The 17784-nt window shown below is 52.7% G+C and carries 15 protein-coding genes; 12 read left to right on the top strand and 3 right to left on the bottom strand.

Features of this window, described 5'->3' with window-relative positions; translation table 11 throughout:
• Positions 1 to 9: 9 nt before the first annotated feature.
• The 9 genes from AACT35_RS11700 (at position 10) to AACT35_RS11660 (ending at position 10629) form a co-directional block, all read left to right on the top strand.
• Positions 10 to 489 carry a hypothetical protein gene (locus AACT35_RS11700; RefSeq protein WP_012308273.1) on the top strand — a complete coding sequence of 160 codons (480 nt, stop codon included), beginning with the start codon at positions 10 to 12 and terminating at the stop codon, positions 487 to 489.
• A gap of 85 nt (positions 490 to 574) precedes the next feature.
• The gene (locus AACT35_RS11695) at positions 575 to 1003 is read left to right on the top strand and encodes a hypothetical protein (RefSeq protein ID WP_030007391.1); all 429 of its coding nucleotides are present in this window, start codon (positions 575 to 577) and stop codon (positions 1001 to 1003) included.
• A 41-nt stretch (positions 1004 to 1044) separates the two neighbouring features.
• Positions 1045 to 1458, top strand: coding sequence for a hypothetical protein (locus AACT35_RS11690; RefSeq protein ID WP_012308275.1), 414 nt, complete (start codon positions 1045 to 1047; stop codon positions 1456 to 1458).
• A 107-nt stretch (positions 1459 to 1565) separates the two neighbouring features.
• Complete coding sequence (locus AACT35_RS11685; protein ID WP_099239595.1) at positions 1566 to 2984, top strand: hypothetical protein; 1419 nt, start codon at positions 1566 to 1568, stop codon at positions 2982 to 2984.
• A gap of 34 nt (positions 2985 to 3018) precedes the next feature.
• Positions 3019 to 4023 carry a DUF1822 family protein gene (locus AACT35_RS11680; RefSeq protein ID WP_099239593.1) on the top strand — a complete coding sequence of 335 codons (1005 nt, stop codon included), beginning with the start codon at positions 3019 to 3021 and terminating at the stop codon, positions 4021 to 4023.
• Positions 3989 to 7312, top strand: coding sequence for an nSTAND1 domain-containing NTPase (locus AACT35_RS11675; RefSeq protein ID WP_099239591.1), 3324 nt, complete (start codon positions 3989 to 3991; stop codon positions 7310 to 7312). Before AACT35_RS11680 ends, AACT35_RS11675 begins: the two co-directional genes overlap by 35 nt.
• Positions 7313 to 7352: 40 nt before the next feature.
• Positions 7353 to 8522: a hypothetical protein gene (locus AACT35_RS11670; RefSeq protein WP_099239589.1), complete on the top strand. Its 1170-nt coding sequence runs from the start codon at positions 7353 to 7355 to the stop codon at positions 8520 to 8522.
• 6 nt (positions 8523 to 8528) lie between these two features.
• Positions 8529 to 9689 carry a TonB family protein gene (locus tag AACT35_RS11665; protein ID WP_099239587.1) on the top strand — a complete coding sequence of 387 codons (1161 nt, stop codon included), beginning with the start codon at positions 8529 to 8531 and terminating at the stop codon, positions 9687 to 9689.
• A 121-nt stretch (positions 9690 to 9810) separates the two neighbouring features.
• Entirely contained in the window at positions 9811 to 10629 is an 819-nt protein-coding gene (locus AACT35_RS11660; protein WP_099239585.1) for a hypothetical protein, read from the top strand.
• Between the two features lie 100 nt (positions 10630 to 10729).
• On the opposite strand, the gene AACT35_RS11655 is transcribed toward AACT35_RS11660, so the two are convergent.
• Entirely contained in the window at positions 10730 to 11182 is a 453-nt protein-coding gene (locus AACT35_RS11655) for an EVE domain-containing protein (RefSeq protein ID WP_099239583.1), read from the bottom strand.
• Between the two features lie 182 nt (positions 11183 to 11364).
• On the opposite strand from AACT35_RS11655, the gene AACT35_RS11650 reads away from it, so the two are divergent.
• Complete coding sequence (locus AACT35_RS11650) at positions 11365 to 13083, top strand: ABC-ATPase domain-containing protein (protein ID WP_099239581.1); 1719 nt, start codon at positions 11365 to 11367, stop codon at positions 13081 to 13083.
• 94 nt (positions 13084 to 13177) lie between these two features.
• Positions 13178 to 13735 (top strand): universal stress protein, encoded by a 558-nt coding sequence (locus tag AACT35_RS11645; RefSeq protein ID WP_099239579.1) that lies wholly within the window; start codon positions 13178 to 13180, stop codon positions 13733 to 13735.
• 12 nt (positions 13736 to 13747) lie between these two features.
• Here AACT35_RS11645 and AACT35_RS11640 read toward each other — a convergent pair whose 3' ends face one another.
• Positions 13748 to 15049, bottom strand: a complete 1302-nt coding sequence (locus tag AACT35_RS11640; RefSeq protein WP_099239577.1) for a hypothetical protein — start codon at positions 15047 to 15049, stop codon at positions 13748 to 13750.
• A 374-nt stretch (positions 15050 to 15423) separates the two neighbouring features.
• On the opposite strand from AACT35_RS11640, the gene AACT35_RS11635 reads away from it, so the two are divergent.
• Complete coding sequence (locus tag AACT35_RS11635; protein WP_099239575.1) at positions 15424 to 16776, top strand: UDP-N-acetylmuramoyl-tripeptide--D-alanyl-D-alanine ligase; 1353 nt, start codon at positions 15424 to 15426, stop codon at positions 16774 to 16776.
• Positions 16777 to 16831: 55 nt separating this feature from the next.
• Here AACT35_RS11635 and AACT35_RS11630 read toward each other — a convergent pair whose 3' ends face one another.
• Positions 16832 to 17758: a type II secretion system F family protein gene (locus AACT35_RS11630; RefSeq protein ID WP_099239573.1), complete on the bottom strand. Its 927-nt coding sequence runs from the start codon at positions 17756 to 17758 to the stop codon at positions 16832 to 16834.
• Positions 17759 to 17784 lie beyond the last annotated feature (26 nt).

Here is a 17784-nt window from a genome sequence, read left to right as displayed (position 1 = left end):
AACTGACCCATGACTACTTTCACTTTCTCTCGTCCCCAATCCCTCAAACTTGCTACCGCTGGTGCTTTCCTCGCTCTCGGTGTTCTAAGTATCGCTCAACCCGCTAAAGCTGATAATGTTTCTAGCAGCACAATGATTTCTAATCAAACCAGTGCCGCCGTCGGTGTGGGGAACTCCACTTCTAATACCATGGGCCAATCAAATTTCCAAAATCAGAGCGGCTTCTTTAGTGGTGGTAACAACGGCGCCCAGTCTACAATTGTCGGTTCCCAAACTGCCGTGGCTGATGGCTTTTTCAACAACGTCAACAACAACCTCGGTCAATCCAGCACCCAACTCCAATCCGACGCCTTTGGGTTCGGCAATAATGCCAGTGTCGCCCAGGTGGGTGCCAGCCAAACAGGCGCGGGGATTGGTTTCGGCAACAGCGTCAACAACAGCAGCTTCCAGAACAGCTTCCAAAACCAAAGCTCTATTTTTTCTTTCTAAGACCAACACCAGGGCAGTGGTTTAACCCAACTCTCCGTTCACAACTGCCCTGTTTTCCCCTGTTCCCTTCACCGAGGCCAAATCAATGAAAATTCTCTTTGCTGGTTCCCCCTTCTGGATTATCTTTACCCCTTCCTTGCTTGTACCCGTAACTTCTATCGGGATGCCTGCCCAGGCCGCCTGTGTGATGACCGATGTGTCCCTCCAAGTGGCAATCCACGGTTCTCCAACTCCCGCTAACCAAAGTAACCAAGTCTTTATGGGTACGGGTAACCAACCCTGCTGGGGCAATACCACGACCAACACAAGCAGCCAGCTTTATGTCGGCTCTGGTAACGCCACCCAACAACGCACCAGTAGTCACTTTGTTGATGGCAATGGCGCGAGTCCCCTGGCTCCCTACGGCATCCAAAGCCCGACCATTGGCACCCAAATTAGTGTTCCCATTGATATCTATAGTCCCGCCCATGATCCAAATTTCATGGAGTCCCTGGGATTACCCCTTAGCCCTTAAATCGACCACCTACTTTTTACTCGCCCCCGGAGAAACCAACCATGTTTAACACAACTCACAAGCTCGCTGTTTTTGGCTTAACAATGTTACTGCCCCTTAGTTTTGTCCCAGGGGCGATCGCCGACGACTATCAACCCTGGCTAAGCGTAGAAGAGGCCAAAGAATTCTGTAATACTCAGGAAATGGAAGACATGACCCAGGTGAACAGTTTCCATAACGAAGCAACGGTAACAGATAGCACCAGCACCCCGGACAGTACCACGACCCAGCATATCGATGCCCAAAATACCGGTTGGGGCATGCAAACCATCGGTTCCATGAGTGCCAAGGATTGCTCTGCCGTTATCCAAGCAGAAGCCCACCGTTATGCCACCTACCAACAGCTAGAAAACGTGCGCTATGTGAATGACTCTAATTTGCGCCAAGGTCTTTTGGGGAATATGTTGGCTTGGTAACCAGTTGTTAAGAAAAAGCTCAATTAAGATGTATAGCGACAGGATAATGATACTTACAAAAACACCGCTATGCATTTTTGCTTGAATGGGGAACCCAAGGGGAGATCATGAGTTATCCGAAGCAGTACTGGCACCTATACCGCATCAGTCTCCAGCATCGCCAAGGATACCACTGGGCACCGCTCCCGACCGCCCAAACGTGGTTAGAGACCACAACTTTTTCGGCTAATACTTTACCAGAGCAGCTCCTCCAGGTCTTTCAAGGCAACCAAGGGGAATCATATTATCAGGCATTAGCAGGGCTATGTTTACGGTGTTACGTCTCCCAACCGATTCTCCAAAGTTGCCAACGCCTCGCGAGTTTATTTAGTGCCCAACAGAATTTTTCTTACCAAGACCTTTTGCCTCTGGTGCTCCACGACGACGGCCAGAGGTTAATTTTGATTGATGAGGCCACGGACAGCAATCAAGTCCAACTCAACGAAGCGGCCCAACTTAGCCCCTGTCAGTTTCAGATTTTTGCGGTGGAAATTCTCCGCTCCTATGGGGCTCAACGGGAAAATAAACTCAGTTTGAAAAATTGGGCTTTTCTAAAAACGAAACAACATCCAGAGATCCGGGCTTTTTTAGCGGAATTCGGGTTTCAGCACCTCACGGATTGGGCCTTGTTAAACCGCGCCCGCAAAAGTCAGTTTGAGCAGTTAGCGCCTGCGGATCAATGTCTGCTGAAGGCTTTCCATGGAGTGTATCGTCGCGATCGCCGCCAACAGACGAAACAACGCACCAAGTGCCAAACCCCCACGGAAGCACAACTTTTGGAAATGGATGTTTACTGCGTTGACCAGGGTTATCCGAGCCGCGCCCCGAAGTTACTCCTGGGGGATTTGCATCGCCTCGCGGAACAGTTGCGGCAATATGACATTTGGCGATCGCGCGAAAGTTTAGAAACCTACGACGCCGACAGTGGTGACTATGCCCCCAGGCGGGATCTCCCCCACGAAAGCCTCGATGAAGGGAACCTCGAACAACGGGAGCTGATCCAATTTTTGCATGACCAATTGGCGATCGCCTTTGACGAGAGCCTCCGGGAAAACCTCAAACAAAAACAACAAAAACTCGCCAAGAGCAAACGCTACAAACCTTTTGCTGATCGCTATTTGCAAGGTCTTTCCCTCTATTACATCGAGGCCCAATCCCTCGCTGAAATTGCCCCCCAACTGGGCATGAGTAGCTGGGATCAAGCCCGCCGCATCCTCAATCCTGGGGATCTGCTGAACCAGGTGCGTCGCCAAACCACGGAAAAATTGCTCGCCAAACTCCTCGATCTCGCCCGCCAAAAGGGACTCACTGGCCCGGAACCCGACCCAAACTACCTAAGTTCCCTTTGCCAGCAACTAGAACAATTTGTAGACCAAGAACTGTTTACGGAGGCCGCCGCCGAAATCCGCAGTGGCAAGAACCGTCGCTTCGACAGTGCCTACGCCCAAAAACTAAAGCATTACTTAACGAATGCCACCCCAAACTAACCCCTAATCTTGCTTGACGCCGAGGAGCCCCAAAATGTTCACCCAATCTGAATTCCGCCTACTGATCCCCGAAGAAATTACCCTCAGCGAGCTTGACTATGCCCTTGTTCAAACCTGGCCTGCTGGAAATTTGCCAGAAGCTGACCAGTGGCAGGCTTATTTAAACGGGCTGGGGTTAGTGGCCTTTGAAAATTGGCTTGGCGATCGCCTCCCAGAAAAACGTCGCCAACGGGATCTGACCCATCTGCCCCAGGTGGCCTATGTGACCATAGGGGATTTTAAAGTTTGTCTTTTAGCCCAGAGTGACTACCTCGACGAACAGGTACTCTGGCCCCAGGAATATCTTGAACAACCGGAACTCGCCGCCCATTTCTACGGCATTGTCGAAGTAGATGAAGAAGCAGAAACCGTCATTTTACGAGGAATTAGTCGGGGCGATCGCCTGCAAACTGCCCCCAAGCGGGATGGCCATTATTGCCTCAGCCTCGACCACTTCGATGCCGAACTGAATCATTTCCTCGCCGACTGCCGTTACCTTTCCCCCGCCGCTATTCCCCTCCCCGTGAATGCCCTGGCAGACCTCAGAAACCAGGTGACAGAAACGATCACGAAACTCGGCAACTGGTTTGATAATGTCCTCGATCAAGGTTGGCAGGCCCTCGATCAGTTGATGCTGCCCGAAGCCCAGCTCGCCTTTGCCACCCGTAACCTCAGCGAAGATATCCAAGCTGGTAAACTCCTCGATCTTGGTTTGAGCCTGGGCAATGAACAGGTGGTTCTCCTCGTCACCCTCGCCCCCACCGACGAAGACGACAAAGTTCGCATCCAGGCACGACTCCTCCCCTTTGAGGCAGAGTATCTCCCAGCGGATTTAAGTATTTCCCTCAAATCTAAGTCCGGCAAAGTGCTGCAAACGATCACCAGTCGCCAACAGGACAGCTACATTCAACTCAAACCCTTTAAGGGTGTTCCCGGTAAAGTATTTCAAGTGGAGGTAAGCGGCGATGGTTGCACCGTCAACGAAACCTTTGAAATTTAATTGGCTCAGTGATGCTAACGTCACCATTTCCCTGGCCTTTGGTCGGGGGAGCCTCAGCGAAGGGTTTCCGACAATTACAGCCCAGATTTGGGAGATGGATGTCCCTTTACCCCAGCAATTTGTTGGGCAACTGCCCGCTTTCCCAGACCTGCTCAATAGTCTGCAGCAGTGGCAAACGGTTTATCTCGCCCTCGCCCAACGGCTGCAATTGGGACGACAGCGACAGGCCGAGGGAATACGCAGTTTTGACGATGATGACGATGATTTTGAGATCGAAGAAGACGCCGTTACCCATGTGTCCCAGGTCAGCTTTGAGGACTTGTCCCAGCGGCTCCAACGACAACTGAATGAATGGCTCCTCAGCCCCGGATTTACGCCCATTGTCCAGGCACTGCGATCGCATCTTTCCCCAGAGATGCCCCTGCGGTTAATTTTGCAGACGGATGACCCGCATTTGCACCACTTGCCCTGGCAGGGTTGGCAATTTTTGGTGGATTATCCCCTGGCGGAAGTGGCCCTCAGTCAGCCCCAGTTTTATCGTTTAAAAGAAATCACCCCCCAGAAAAAACGGCAACAGGTACGCATTTTGGCGATCCTCGGTAGTAGCCAGGGCATCGATCTGACGGCGGAACAACAACAACTCTCTGAAATTCCCGATGCGGAGGTGCAATTTTTAACGCAGCCCACCCGCCAGGAATTTGATGCGGCCCTCTGGGATGACCAGGGTTGGGATATTTTATTTTTCGCGGGCCACAGCCAGACAGAACAACAAACGGGCCGCCTCTATCTCCACGACGGGCCAGAACACCGCAGCTTAACCCTGGAGCATTTGCAGGAAGGCCTGCGCACAGCTTTGGAACGGGGGTTGCAGTTGGCAATTTTCAACTCCTGTGACGGGTTGGGTTTGGCGAATAGTTTAGGTAATCTCCAGATTCCCGTGACCATTGTGATGCGCGAACCGGTGCCGAATCGAGTCGCCCAGGACTTTTTTCAGCGCTTTCTCGAAGGTTATGCGATCGCCCAACTGCCCCTTTATCAAGCAGTGAAACAGGCTCGCCGCCAACTGCAAGGCCTAGAAAATGATTATCCTGGGGCGGCTTGGCTACCAATCATTTGCCAAAATAGCGCTTTATTGCCCCCCACTTGGTTGCAACTCGGTGGTTTGCCCCCCTGTCCCTATCGCGGTTTAAATACCTTCCAGGAACAGGATGCGGCGGTTTATTTCGGGCGGGAAAGTTTGCGAGAAAAGTTGATAGAAAAGCTCCAAAGCCAACCGCTGTTACCGTTGGTGGGGGCGTCCGGTAGTGGGAAATCGTCCCTGGTGTTTGCGGGGATTGTGCCCCAGTTGCGACAGGATGCTAGGTACAACTGGGTGATCCAGGTGATGCGTCCCGAAAACGATCCCGTAGCAAGGTTGGCCCATGCCGTGGCGATGTGGCAGCCCGATATTTCAGAAACAAAATTGCTGCAATCCTTCCGAGAGGATACTCAAAGTTTAGGGACAGCGTTAGGACAAATTCAGCAAACCCAACCAAGGCAAACCCGCCGACTGCTGATTATCGATCAATTCGAGGAACTTTTTACCCTTAATCACCCAGAGGCACAGCGGCAATTTTTAGATCTGTTGGTGGCAGCCATCCAAGAAGCGCCCCAGTTTGTGGTGCTGCTTACTCTGCGGGCCGATTGTGTTGGGCCAATGCTAGAACATCCCGGCCTGGGGAAACTCTGGCAACGCCATGAACCAGAATTTCTGCTACCCCTTTCCCGTGCGGATCTCCAGGCGGCGATCGCCCAACCCGCAGCCCTGATGGGAGTAAGGTTTGAGCCGGGTTTAGTAGAAAAAATAATCACAGAAGTACAAGACCAGGTGGGAAATTTACCCCTCCTCGAATTTGCCCTGACCCAACTGTGGCCCCACCAAGAGAAAGGTTGGCTCACCCATACCGCCTACGAAAATCTGGGGGGAATTACCGCCGCGCTCCGGGACTATGCCGAACAGGTTTATGGGAAACTCTCCGCTGACCAGCGGCCCCAGGTGCAAGCCCTCTTTTTGCAACTGATCCAAGTGCGGGAAGGGGCGGAGGCTACCCGACGGATTCTGCCGCAAACAGAAGTTAAAGCCTGGCCTCTCGCGTTGCAATTAGCTTCAGAACGGCTGTTGACGACGAACCGCGACCCGATCCGCAACACTGAAACCGTCGAAATTGTCCATGAAGCGTTAATTCGTCACTGGCAACGTCTCCAGGGTTGGATTGCCGATAATGCTGATTTCCTACGATGGCAAACCCGTTTAAATAACGCCATTGAGCAATGGGAAAGCCACAACAACAGCGACGGTTATCTGTTGCGGCAAGCGCCCTTGGTGGAGGCCGAGTTTTGGCTGGATAAAAGTCCCGATCGCCTCAGTGATGCCCAACGGTTTTTTATCAACTTGGGTCTGGATTTGCGTACCCAAGAGGAAACGGCGATCGCCCTACGGCAACAACGGGAACTAGACCAGGAACGGAAAATTCGGCGTGGTGCCCAAAAACTGGCGGTGCTTTCCTCTGTGGCTTTGGTATTGCTAGGTTTAGCAGGGGGCTGGACTTGGTGGGAACGCCAACGATCGCTCAAAATTATCGAGACGATTTCGATTAATAGCTCGGCCACAACCCCGACCCTCCTCCGGGATTTACCCCGGTTCCTGACCATTGCCCAACGGCGACAAAATACGGGGGACTTTGATTTGGCGATCGCCTATTACCAGAAAATTTTGCAGGAGATCACCAAACTCCAGGCACGACCTGATTTAGCGGCGGCCCAACAACAGGAATTACAAGACCTTGCCAGCCAAACAGAACAACAATTGGTTGCGCTGATCCAACAGCAAAAATTGCCTACCCTCGAAACCGCCCTCGCCCAGGGAGAATTTGGCAGTCTCAAGCCCGAAACTAACCTTTTGGATTATGAAGATCAATATACCCCTGGGGCATTACGGGAAACTTATGGCCTCCTTTTACGTCCCCAGGGAACAAACGCTGACCTCAACCAGGACGGGGAAATCAATAACCCGACGGAAGCCCAGCAACTCCCCTGTCAGCTTCTCCAAGACCTTGAAGCCCTCTGGCGTGACCACACCGATCAACAATGTGGTTTCTACGGCGATCGCTCCTTTTATGCCGCCCCGACCTGTGCGCCCCTCCAAGGCAGAACATTGACAGAAACGATTTTTGTGGGGGATTACGAGGCGATCGCCACGCAACTGAAAGCTTGCCAAGTGGCCCCAGAATCCGCTGATCCCTATGAATAATTTGACGCATTATTTAGCCAAACCATTGAGGAAAAATACCGTGAAGCCCCCAAAAATTGCCCTCCTGAGTAGCCTTTGTTGCCTCGGTTTTACGTCCTTGGCCGTGGCGACCTTGCCCCAAGCCAGCCAAATTGTTTCCGTGCGGGGAAATTACCTCATGATCCAACGGGGGAATCAACGGCCCAGCTTTGCCCGGATCGGCGATCGCCTCGAAAATCGTAGTCAAACTCTCCTTGTCCCCGGCAATAACTACTCCCTGGCGCGGTTGTCCTTTGTGGGTGGCGGCCAAAATTACGCTGGTTTAGCGGTGCAAGCTGGCCCCGATCTCCAACAAACCCATTATCAATTTCCCTGTGTCGTCAGTCGGGGTAAAGTCACCCTCAGTTGGCGTCAGGGCAATAATCGCGGTTGTGAAGAAGGGATTTATCTCAGCCCCAACCGCAGCAATAAAAAAGGCTTGAAACAAACAGAAAAAGAAAAGGCGACGACAAAGGTTATCGAGGGGATCGTCATCCAGCCCAAGGACAGCAATGAAGTGATCCTCCAGGCCCGCACCCTAGGCGATCGCCAGATTGTTGATGCCCTAGTTGGCGAAATCACCCTCACTTCGGCGGCTCACCCCAGAGGGTTTACGCTCCAGCCCGGCCAACGCTACAGCCTCGATGGGACGAACCCTAACGCCAGCCCCCAGGTGGAACCGATTAATGCGACGGCCATTCTCAATTCCCCCGAATTGCAAGAATTTCTCGCCCCCAGTAGTTGGCTTCCCCAAGAAGAAACCCTGGCCAATGCTCCGACTACCCCTAACTCCGGCTGGCCGATCCGTCCCCCCGTCCAGCAACCGCCGACCGGAAATACCGCTGGGACAAATAACGGCGGTTTCTGCGAAAACTACTTCACCGCTCTCCAAAGTTTTCTCCAGGAAGCCCAAACAATCGCGCCGGGGGCCTGGGACTTTACCAACAACCCCTATGCTTTTTTGGCGCAACCGGAGGCCAGTTGGCTGAACGATGTCAATGCTCCTGAGGGGCCACAACTGACGCGACTCCAGCAACGGGCCGAGGACTTTATCCGTGAGTTTGAGCGGTGTCAGTTTGCCTTACCGGATTTACCGACTGATCCCGAACCTGAAAACAATCCCAACGATCTCCCCCCCGAAAATCCAAATTCATCCCCGGAAATTTATCCCGATAGTCCTTCGTTCTACTAAAAAACCATGTTTAAGCCCATTACGTTATTGAATGTTGCGCTTCTGGGGCTTCTGGGTTTTACCCCCTTCCTCCAGGCCAGCACCCCCAATGCCAGTCAAATTGCTTCTCTCCAGGGCGATCGCCTCTTACTCCAAAATGGCAACCAACGCCCCAACCCGGCCCGCGTGGGCAATCGTCTGACCAACCAAAGTCAAGCCTTAATCGTCCCCGGCAATAACCGTTCCCTAGCGCGCCTTGCGTTCGTGGGCGGTGGCCAAAGTTACGATGGCCTCCTGTTACAGGCGGGGCCAGACCAACAACAAACGGAGTACCGCTTTCCCTGTGTCATTGTCGGCGGCAAAGTGACCCTCAGTTGGCGTCAGGGGAACAATCGCGGCTGTAAATATGGTGTCCATCTCAGTCCAGGACGGAGTTCAGCAGCCCCTAAACGACAGCAGAAATCCGGTGCTGCCAGCAAGCAACTATCCCAGGATTCTTCGGAGATCAAGGAAGCCTCCCTCACCATTCAACCCCTAGGAACTGACCCAATTTTGCTCAGGGCTGTTGTTGACGATAATCTCCAGGCCATTGAAACGCTCCAAGGGGAAATTTTGATTATTTCAGCTCAATATCCAGAGGGTTTGCGGCTCCGTAGTGGTGAGCGTTATTTCAATTTGGGTGACGGTCAAGATCAAGTGGAGTCTTTTAACCCCACCGAGGCGATCGCCAATTCCCCAGACTTACAGGAATTTTTAAACCCTGAGATTTGGCGCGAGTCCCAGTTACCGGCTCCCGTTTCCCAGGACATCGATAATCACCTGATCGCGTTTCGGGATCTCAATCAAAATACGGCCGCCACCGATACCCCGGACATGACCGACCTGAGTTTAGCCTGTCAAGCTGAGGTAGATTTTTATCTAGCCAACCTCAAAGCCACCATGGGCAATACCTGGCGGCCCCCCTATCCGCCGTCCCCTGGGGTCTGGCGCACCGAAGTTAACTATCTCCTCACGAAAGATGGTCGCGTCCAAAATCTCCAGGTGGCCCAGTCCAGCGGTGCCAACATTATTGATCAGGCGGCCCTAAGCCATGTGCGTACCCTCGAACAGCGATTCGAGCCGTTCCCTAGTTGCTATCCCTACGAAGCTTTGCCCGTCGATAACAACTTCACCGTCCGTTATCAATAGAGGCATTTGTCCTAAAAAACTGCATCAGTTCCCCAAGCCAGTAACTACTACCCAGCATCGAGCCAAGGTGATGATTCTCCCGCACCCCTCGAAGCCGCTATTTTTACTGGAAGAACCTGCCATGTTGTTTCAATCCTCTCTCTACCAACGCCTCCTCAAGTCTGCAACGATTCCCTTTCTATCCCTTCTGGTGATGGGTACCCCGGCCCCCGCTTTTGCCAACCCCCAAGGGGCGATCGCCGAGCCTTCCCTTGAAGTCCAATTGCAACAACTCAAAGCCCGCCTTGCTGGTCTCGAAGCCCGCACTGGCAGCACCGATACCACTACCCAAACCGTTGCCGCAGCACCGATCAACTCTTCCCCGAATCATCACTCACCTACGCCGACGACCCTTGCAACGCCTCCCGTCACTCCCGCTGCCCCCACTTCCCTGATGGCAAAACTCAGCCCCGCTAGTGCCATTTTGGTGAACTTTCCCAGTGCTGTCGTTGTCGATGTCGGCCAAAAAGATGACTATCCTTTGACCCTGCCGTTATTCCAAGATCTCCGGAGTGCATCGGGAGAACTGCTTGCCCCAGCGAATACCCCCATTACCCTACGGGTTAAACCCCATAAAGATGGCGCAATCCTCGTTGCTGATTCGATTATCGTCAATGGCCAAGTGGTGAATATTCAAGCCCAAAGTAGTACGATGATTCCTGGCCGCACCGTCACCCAGCGCACCGCCCAAGAAATGGCCAAGCAAAACAGTGCCGTTTGGGGAAATCTCACCACCTCCCTCGCTGGGGCTGCTGGCACAAGTATTGGTACCCAACAACAGTTTGGCTTCCTCGGCGCGGCGGTAGGGATTCTCTCCGGCATGGGTTCCCCTGATGACCTCCGGATCGTCGAAATTCCGGCTGGCTCTGTCCACCTCCTGCAAGTCCAAGCCCAGAATTAACTCTGGCACCACTTCCAGCAAGGCAAAATTTAAAGTTTTAACGGGTAAAGGGTTTGGGAATCACCTTTTACCTTTTTCTATGGTCACAAACAAGCTTTATCTAAGACACCATCGCCAGGAGTCGTTCAGCAACGGTTTCAGGAACGGGCATCACAGAAAGACGGTTTCCGCGACGCACCACGGCAAATTCTTCGGGGGTAAAGCTGGCCTTGAGTTGATTCAGGGTGATGATCTCGGCAAAGGTTTCTTGGTAGCCCACTTCGACGGTGTACCAGCGGGGTTTTTCTGGGGTCGCCTTGGGGTCAAAATATTTACTTTCCGGGTTAAATTGGCTCGGATCAACCAGATTCGCTTGGGTGACCCTAGCAAGGCCGACGATACCGGGGGGTTTGGTGTTGGAGTGGTAAAAAAAGAGGCGATCGCCTTTTTCCATTTGCTGTAAAAAATTCCGCGCTTGATAGTTCCGCACCCCATCCCAGAGTTCTGTCCCATCGGCAGCCAAATCCGCCAAACTATATTCACTGGGTTCTGATTTGATCAACCAATAGCGCATGGATGCAGTGATGACACGAAAAGAACAATGGCAAGCATCACATTTACTGTAGCGTGTTTTGGTCAGGGAGAAGGACAATTTCTAGGGTGAAAATTTGGGTTGCATCGGCCCTAAAGTGTAATCTGGAAAGCACGTCATGCGTTTCTCAGCCACTTGATTTTAGTGCGTTTGCCAGTTGATCTATGAAAAGCCAAGCCGATCTTTCCGCGCTCCTGTTTGCACTCGATAGCCGGGGATATAAGGCCTACAAGCAGATAAAAGGGGAGTACAGCTTCCCAGACTTCACACTGATCATTGATTACGTCCAGGGAGATCCCTTTGCCGCTCCGACCCAGTGCAGTGTGATTGTCCCCCAGGCGATCGCCCAGTTTCCCTCTGCCCTCTACAACAGCCTCAGTCGCGAAATTGCCCTACGGGATTACCTCACCAGGCAGTTTTATCAAGTGGCCAAAGACTTTAGTGGCTTTCGGGGAACCGGCAAAAGCGGCTTGATCCAAGGGGTAGAACCTGCCCAGGAAATATTAGAACGCACCGCTGTATTTATTGATGACCAAGACTTGGAAGTACGTTTTTGGGTGGGCTTACCCGCTAAGGGACGGTCGATTTTAGGTCGCCAAGCGGAGGAAATGCTGTGCTACGACCTACCCCAGATTGTGCAAAAGTCCTTACTTTTCCAGAACCTCAACGCCGCGGCCCTAAAAACCCACGTCGAAACCAGCGAAGATGCCGACTGGATCCGCAGTGAACTGGCGCAACGGGGTCTTGTTGCCTTTATTGCCAATGGGGCGATTTTACCCAGACAGAGCGGTGTCGATGCCCATCCTTTAACGGAAAATGTAATTCCCTTCCAGAGTCCTCCAGAACTTGCGGTGAGCTTTGACTGCCCAAACCATGGCCCAATCAGAGGGATGGGGATTAAACAGGGGATTACCCTGATCGTTGGGGGCGGCTACCATGGCAAATCAACCCTGCTCAAAGGAATTGAATTGGGGGTGTATAACCATCTGCCGGGGGACGGGCGGGAATGGGTGATCACCGATGCTAACGCCGTCAAAATTCGGGCCGAGGACGGACGCAGCATCGCCAGTGTTGATATTTCGCCGTTTATTAACCAGTTGCCCCAGGGCCAATCGACCCAAACCTTTTCGAGCAATAATGCCAGCGGCAGCACCTCCCAGGCCACCAACATCATCGAAGCGTTAGAAGTGGGAGCAACGGCTTTACTACTAGATGAGGACACATCCGCCACGAACTTCATGATCCGCGATCGCCGCATGCAACAGCTCATCCACAAGGACAAAGAACCGATTACCCCCTTTGTGGATAAGGTGCGCCAACTCTACCAGGATCATGGGGTTTCAACAATTCTCGTGATGGGGGGCAGTGGCGATTATTTTGATGTGGCCGATACGGTGATTGCCATGGATAACTTTCAACCCCAGGATGTCACCACCACCGCTAAACACATTGCCACCAACCACAAAACCGAAAGACGCCTAGAGGGAGGCACACAATTTGGCACCATTACCCCCCGTGTTCCTGCTGCCGAGAGCATTGATGCCAGTCGGGGAAAACGGGCCGTCACCATTAAAGTGCGCGATACCAGTCGCCTTGGGTTTGGTACCGAAGACATTGACCTCAGTGCCGTGGAACAGTTGGTTGAAACGACCCAACTGCGGGCGATCGCCCTTGGTATTCTCTACGGTCGTGATCGGTATGGCCAAGATAATCTCACCCTTACAGAAATGTTGAACCGGGTTTTAGGCGACATCGAAGCGGAAGGACTTGATATTCTCAGTGAATATCCCCAGGCCGATTTGAGCTATTTCCGCAAATTTGAACTGGTGGCAGCCCTCAACCGTCTGCGATCGCTAGCCATTGTCCCCCAGGTGACAACATAAATTTTTCTCTCAAAGCCCTGGGATTTCCCCGATGGAATGACACACTGGAAGTAGAAAGGCACTGCTCTTGTTGTCACTGTCGGAGGACGCTGCTATGTTACCGACCCCATCTGCCCAAACCACTACCCCTGGGCCACAGACGACGGCGATTCAAAAAATTCTCGTGGCCCTCGACTATCGCACCGAAGATCCCAGTATCTTTGCCCAGGCCCTCAATTTCGCCGAAAAATTCCAAGCGACCCTCACCATTTTTCACTGCGTCCAGCCCCAACCTGTGGCGATGCCCGAAATCGGCTCCCTCGCGGCCTACGGAGGCATGATCGATTCAACGGCGATCGCCCTCCAAGAAGAACAATTCCAGCAGCACCTCAACAACGTCGATCATTGGCTCCAAAGCCTCGCTCACCAAGCCCGCCACAAAAAAATCCCAACCACCATCCACCGACAAATTGGTGATCCCAGCGAAACCATTTGTGCGATCGCCAAAAACCAACAAGCCGACCTAATTATCCTCGGACGCCGGGGTTTAAAGGGCCTAGGGGAAGTCTTTTTAGGGAGTGTCAGCAGCTACGTACTCCACCATGCACCCTGTTCCGTTTTGGTCGTCCAACATCCCCAAACTCCGGAAAAATCCCCTAAACACCGCAAGTAATCGTAAATCCCTTTACATAATTTGCTTGAGAAACGACACATCCGCATCACCAAAATGCACACTGAGGGCAATGTGGAGGTTTTCTAAGGATTTGATCAGCCAAGGTACCCCCTCTTGGGATTGGGATTCGTAGTGGCTGAAGAGAATTGAAAAGCGCCTTTCGAGGTGGGGTTTCGCCTTACCGCACATCAAGACCAACTTCAGGAGCAATGCCACCGTCACCGTCGGGCCAAGGTTCGTGATCATATCTACAAAAACGTAATGCTCCGGCCGCTGGGGACTTTCCACAATGAGATAATTGAGCAGTTGACTGGCCGTACGCATCATCAACAACTCATTGGGTTTTTGGTGATCGTAGTTCGGCAACATGGTTTGCAGCTTTTGGTAGAGCCTCTGGTTAAACTGCAACTTGCCATACTTTTGATCGACGCTAGAAATTAAGTAGCTAAATAGCTCATGCTTAAAGTCTTCGTAGGAGAGAATTTCCGTCGTCCGGCGTAAAAAATATTGAGACAAGTCCCGGTAGCTGTGGCCCCGCTCCGGTTTCCCCACGAAATATTTCAGGGCAGTTCCCAACTCTCGCTCTGTGAGTAAAGTGGGATTTTGCACCCCCTGGAGCATTTGTTTAGCATCCTGAATCGAATGCTTACGGCGAGCCAGTTGAGCCAAACGCACCTGATACATGACATATTTAGAAAGGTCTAACTCAAAGGCCCGCTGAATTCTCGCTTGCACCTGACGGACGGTCTGCTGGTGTTCAAAGCTGCTATCTTCACTGAGCAGGCAGTGTTCATACAGATAGGGATAGCGTTGAATTAACTGACCCACCGAAACGCTTTGGTCATTCCAGGTAAATTTCTTTTTACTGTCGTCGTCTTCTACCACCCGCGCCAAACGTTGCAGGGTGAGATATTGTTCGGAGGTACTAAAGTCCGCCACTAATTGGCGATGTAATTTCGTCAGGCGGGGCGTCGAAAGGCTCGGCGGCGGGATAGAGTCAAACAGTTCAACCAATCGAGGGATCGATTTTTGGAGCTGGGGGTGGATTTGCCAGCGGTTGATAATGATGTGACAGCAGCGGTTCAGAATGAATTTAAAATCTTCTTCGACACCAGGGGTTTTGAGGATAGTGATCAGGGCCTGGTGTAGCTCGGGAGTCGGCGCTTGGCGTCCTTCAAGGAAAAATTGCTTGAATTCCTGGAGCAGCTCATCGGGGGTGTGGCTTTGGACGGCGTGCATCAAATAGTCATATAGCTCTTGTTCGGCGGAATTGGTTTGCCGGAGATAAGAGGCGATGGGAGTTACTTTCGTCACGCTAATCGAGGAACTGGGTAAGGGATAGGCTGATTACAAGGCGAGGGACGACAGAGGAGAGCTATTAGATTTAGGGGAGACTGATTTTTTTCTATCTTAAGTGGCAACTGAGGGGAAGAGGCGCGGCTTTTTGTGTTTTCTTGGTAAAGATCAAGGCTACGGTTGTAAAAACGGGTCTTGGGAGGGTTGAGCTTTGCTGTGGCTATTTTCTCTGATTTTACTAGGCTTCTGGGGTTTGGTTGCTAATTTTGTCACAGGGCATCTCTTTATAATGTAGGCGATCGCCGCCCCGACGATGGTGACAAATATCACTAGGGGCTACCCAAAATCCCGTAAGATTGCCTAGGAAAGTTTGTTGTGGGGTTACTCAAGTCATGGGGATTGTGTTGATGTTGTCTCAGTTGACGGCAATCTTGGGGGAAAATTTACGGCGATCGCCCCAACAGATTTCCCCTGAACCCGCCACCGGCGTTTCGACGGACACTAGAGATTTACAGCCGGGCAATGTGTTTGTGGCCCTCGTGGGCGAGAAATTCGATGGCCATGATTATGTTGACCAAGCACACCAGGCCGGGGCGATCGCCCTCATTACCAGTCGGCCCCTGGAGACGGATTTACCCCAGTGGATCGTCAACGATACCCTCCGAGCCTACCAAGATTTAGGGGCGTGGTGGCGACAACAGGTCAACATTCCGGTGATTGGGATTACGGGTTCTGTGGGGAAAACCAGCACCAAGGAACTGATTGCGGGGGTTTTGGGCACCCAGGGCAAAGTGCTCAAAACCGAGGCCAATTTTAACAATGAAATCGGCGTCCCCAAGACCTTGTTAAACCTGACCCCAGACCATGATTTTGCTGTGATTGAAATGGCGATGCGAGGGCCAGGGGAAATTGCCCGACTCGCAGAAATTGCCCAGCCAACGATCGGCATTATTACCAACGTCGGGACAGCCCACATTGGTCGCCTCGGATCACGGGAGGCGATCGCCAAGGCCAAATGCGAACTGCTCGAATTTATGCCCAAGGACAGCGTGGCGATGCTCAACGCCGATAATGAGTTACTGATGGCGACGGCAGCAACGGTTTGGTCTGGGAAAACCCTCAGCTATGGCTTTAGCCAGGGGGATCTAACCGGGGAATACATCGCGCCGGATCAAGTCAAAGTGGCCGATCAAGTATTTCCGGTGCCCCTCACAGGTCAACACAATGCCCTCAATTACCTGGCGGCCCTGGGGGTGATGCAAGTGCTGGGTTTTGGTTGGCAGGATTTAACGACGGAAATTTCCCTGGCCATGCCCAAGGGGCGATCGCAGCGCCTGGTGCTCCCCAATGACATTGTGCTGTTAGATGAAACCTACAATGCTGGGCTAGAGTCGATGTTGGCGGCCCTTGATCTGCTGAAACAGACCCCCGGCGATCGCCACATTGCCGTGCTGGGGACAATGAAAGAACTGGGGGAATTTTCTGAAGCGCTCCATATCCAAGTGGGCGAAAAGGCCCAGGCCCTTGGTCTCGATCAGCTCTATGTGTTGGTGGATGACCCGGAAGCCCAGGCGATCGCCGATGGTGCCCCAGGGGTGCCAAGTCTTTGTTTCCCCGACCACGGGAGCTTAATTGCGCATTTACGGGCAACTATGCAACCCGGCGATCGCCTTTTGTTTAAAGCCTCCAATTCCGTGGGTCTCAGTCGCGTAGTAGAAGCGCTCCAACAGGCCTATGCTGCCTAATTATCTGGATGTAGGGTAGAGTGGAGGTTTGGCAGACCTCTGCCGTTCGGGAAAGTTAAAAAGCCTCAAATTGCTGTTGCATTGACTGAATCACATCGGCCCCCAACAGCGCCACAAATACCCCAAAGCTCAACAGACTTAACAGCAAAATTTGCACCCGCAACAACGTAAAACGGCGGAACAGTTCCCGTTGGTAATATTGGCGAATTTGACTAAAGCTGAGGGGCAAGGTGCCGGCTGTTTCCCCAGAACGAATGATTTGGCGCACCATCGGCGAAAAATAGGGGGCGATCGCCGTCGTTAAGTCTGTGCCCCGGCGCACCTGGGGTTCAATGCGTCGGCAAATGGTTTGGAGATCTGGATCTGGAAATCCCTCGGCTAACCAGGCGATCGCTGCCGTTAGGGGCAAACCACAATCCAGGGGCAACTGGAGATAACCCAGATGAATCAGCATCTGCAACCGAGTAATGTTTCGCAGCGGCGGCACCCGCCGTAAACCGAGGCGCAGCGGTTCCCAAGTGATCGCCCCATACAGAAAAACCATTAAGGCGATCGCCGTGGTCAAGGCCGTCGCCCCGAAGTCTCCCGCCAGGAGTGAGCCCCCCAGCAGCAGATAGATAACCATCACCCAAGACCAGACCATGACCAGCCCCCGCAGGAGCATCCCTCGGATTAAGCGCCGCCGTTCTGCCATCTCCACCAAGGTATCTGACACATCCCGGCAAACGCTCACCAAAGCCCCACTGGTTTCGGCAATCTCCAGGAGGGCGATCGCCCAGGCCGAAAACTGCGATCGCACCGGCCGCCAACTTTCCCGGAGACTATGGCCCCGCTCTAACTGTAAAATTACCCCCTGCCAAGGCTCCCGTTGCCGCCGGGGAATTTCCCCCATGGCCAAGGCTACCGCCTGACCCAAGCCCATGCCTGCTTTGAGGGTTGCCCCCAACTGCCGAAAAAATAACGCCTGTTGCTGTTCTTTCATCGCAAATTATCTCTCTGCTGCACCAT

Source organism: Synechococcus sp. BDU 130192 (genome assembly GCF_963876085.1).
Taxonomy (GTDB): domain Bacteria; phylum Cyanobacteriota; class Cyanobacteriia; order Cyanobacteriales; family MRBY01; genus MRBY01.
This window is presented reverse-complemented; position numbering and strand designations above follow the sequence as displayed.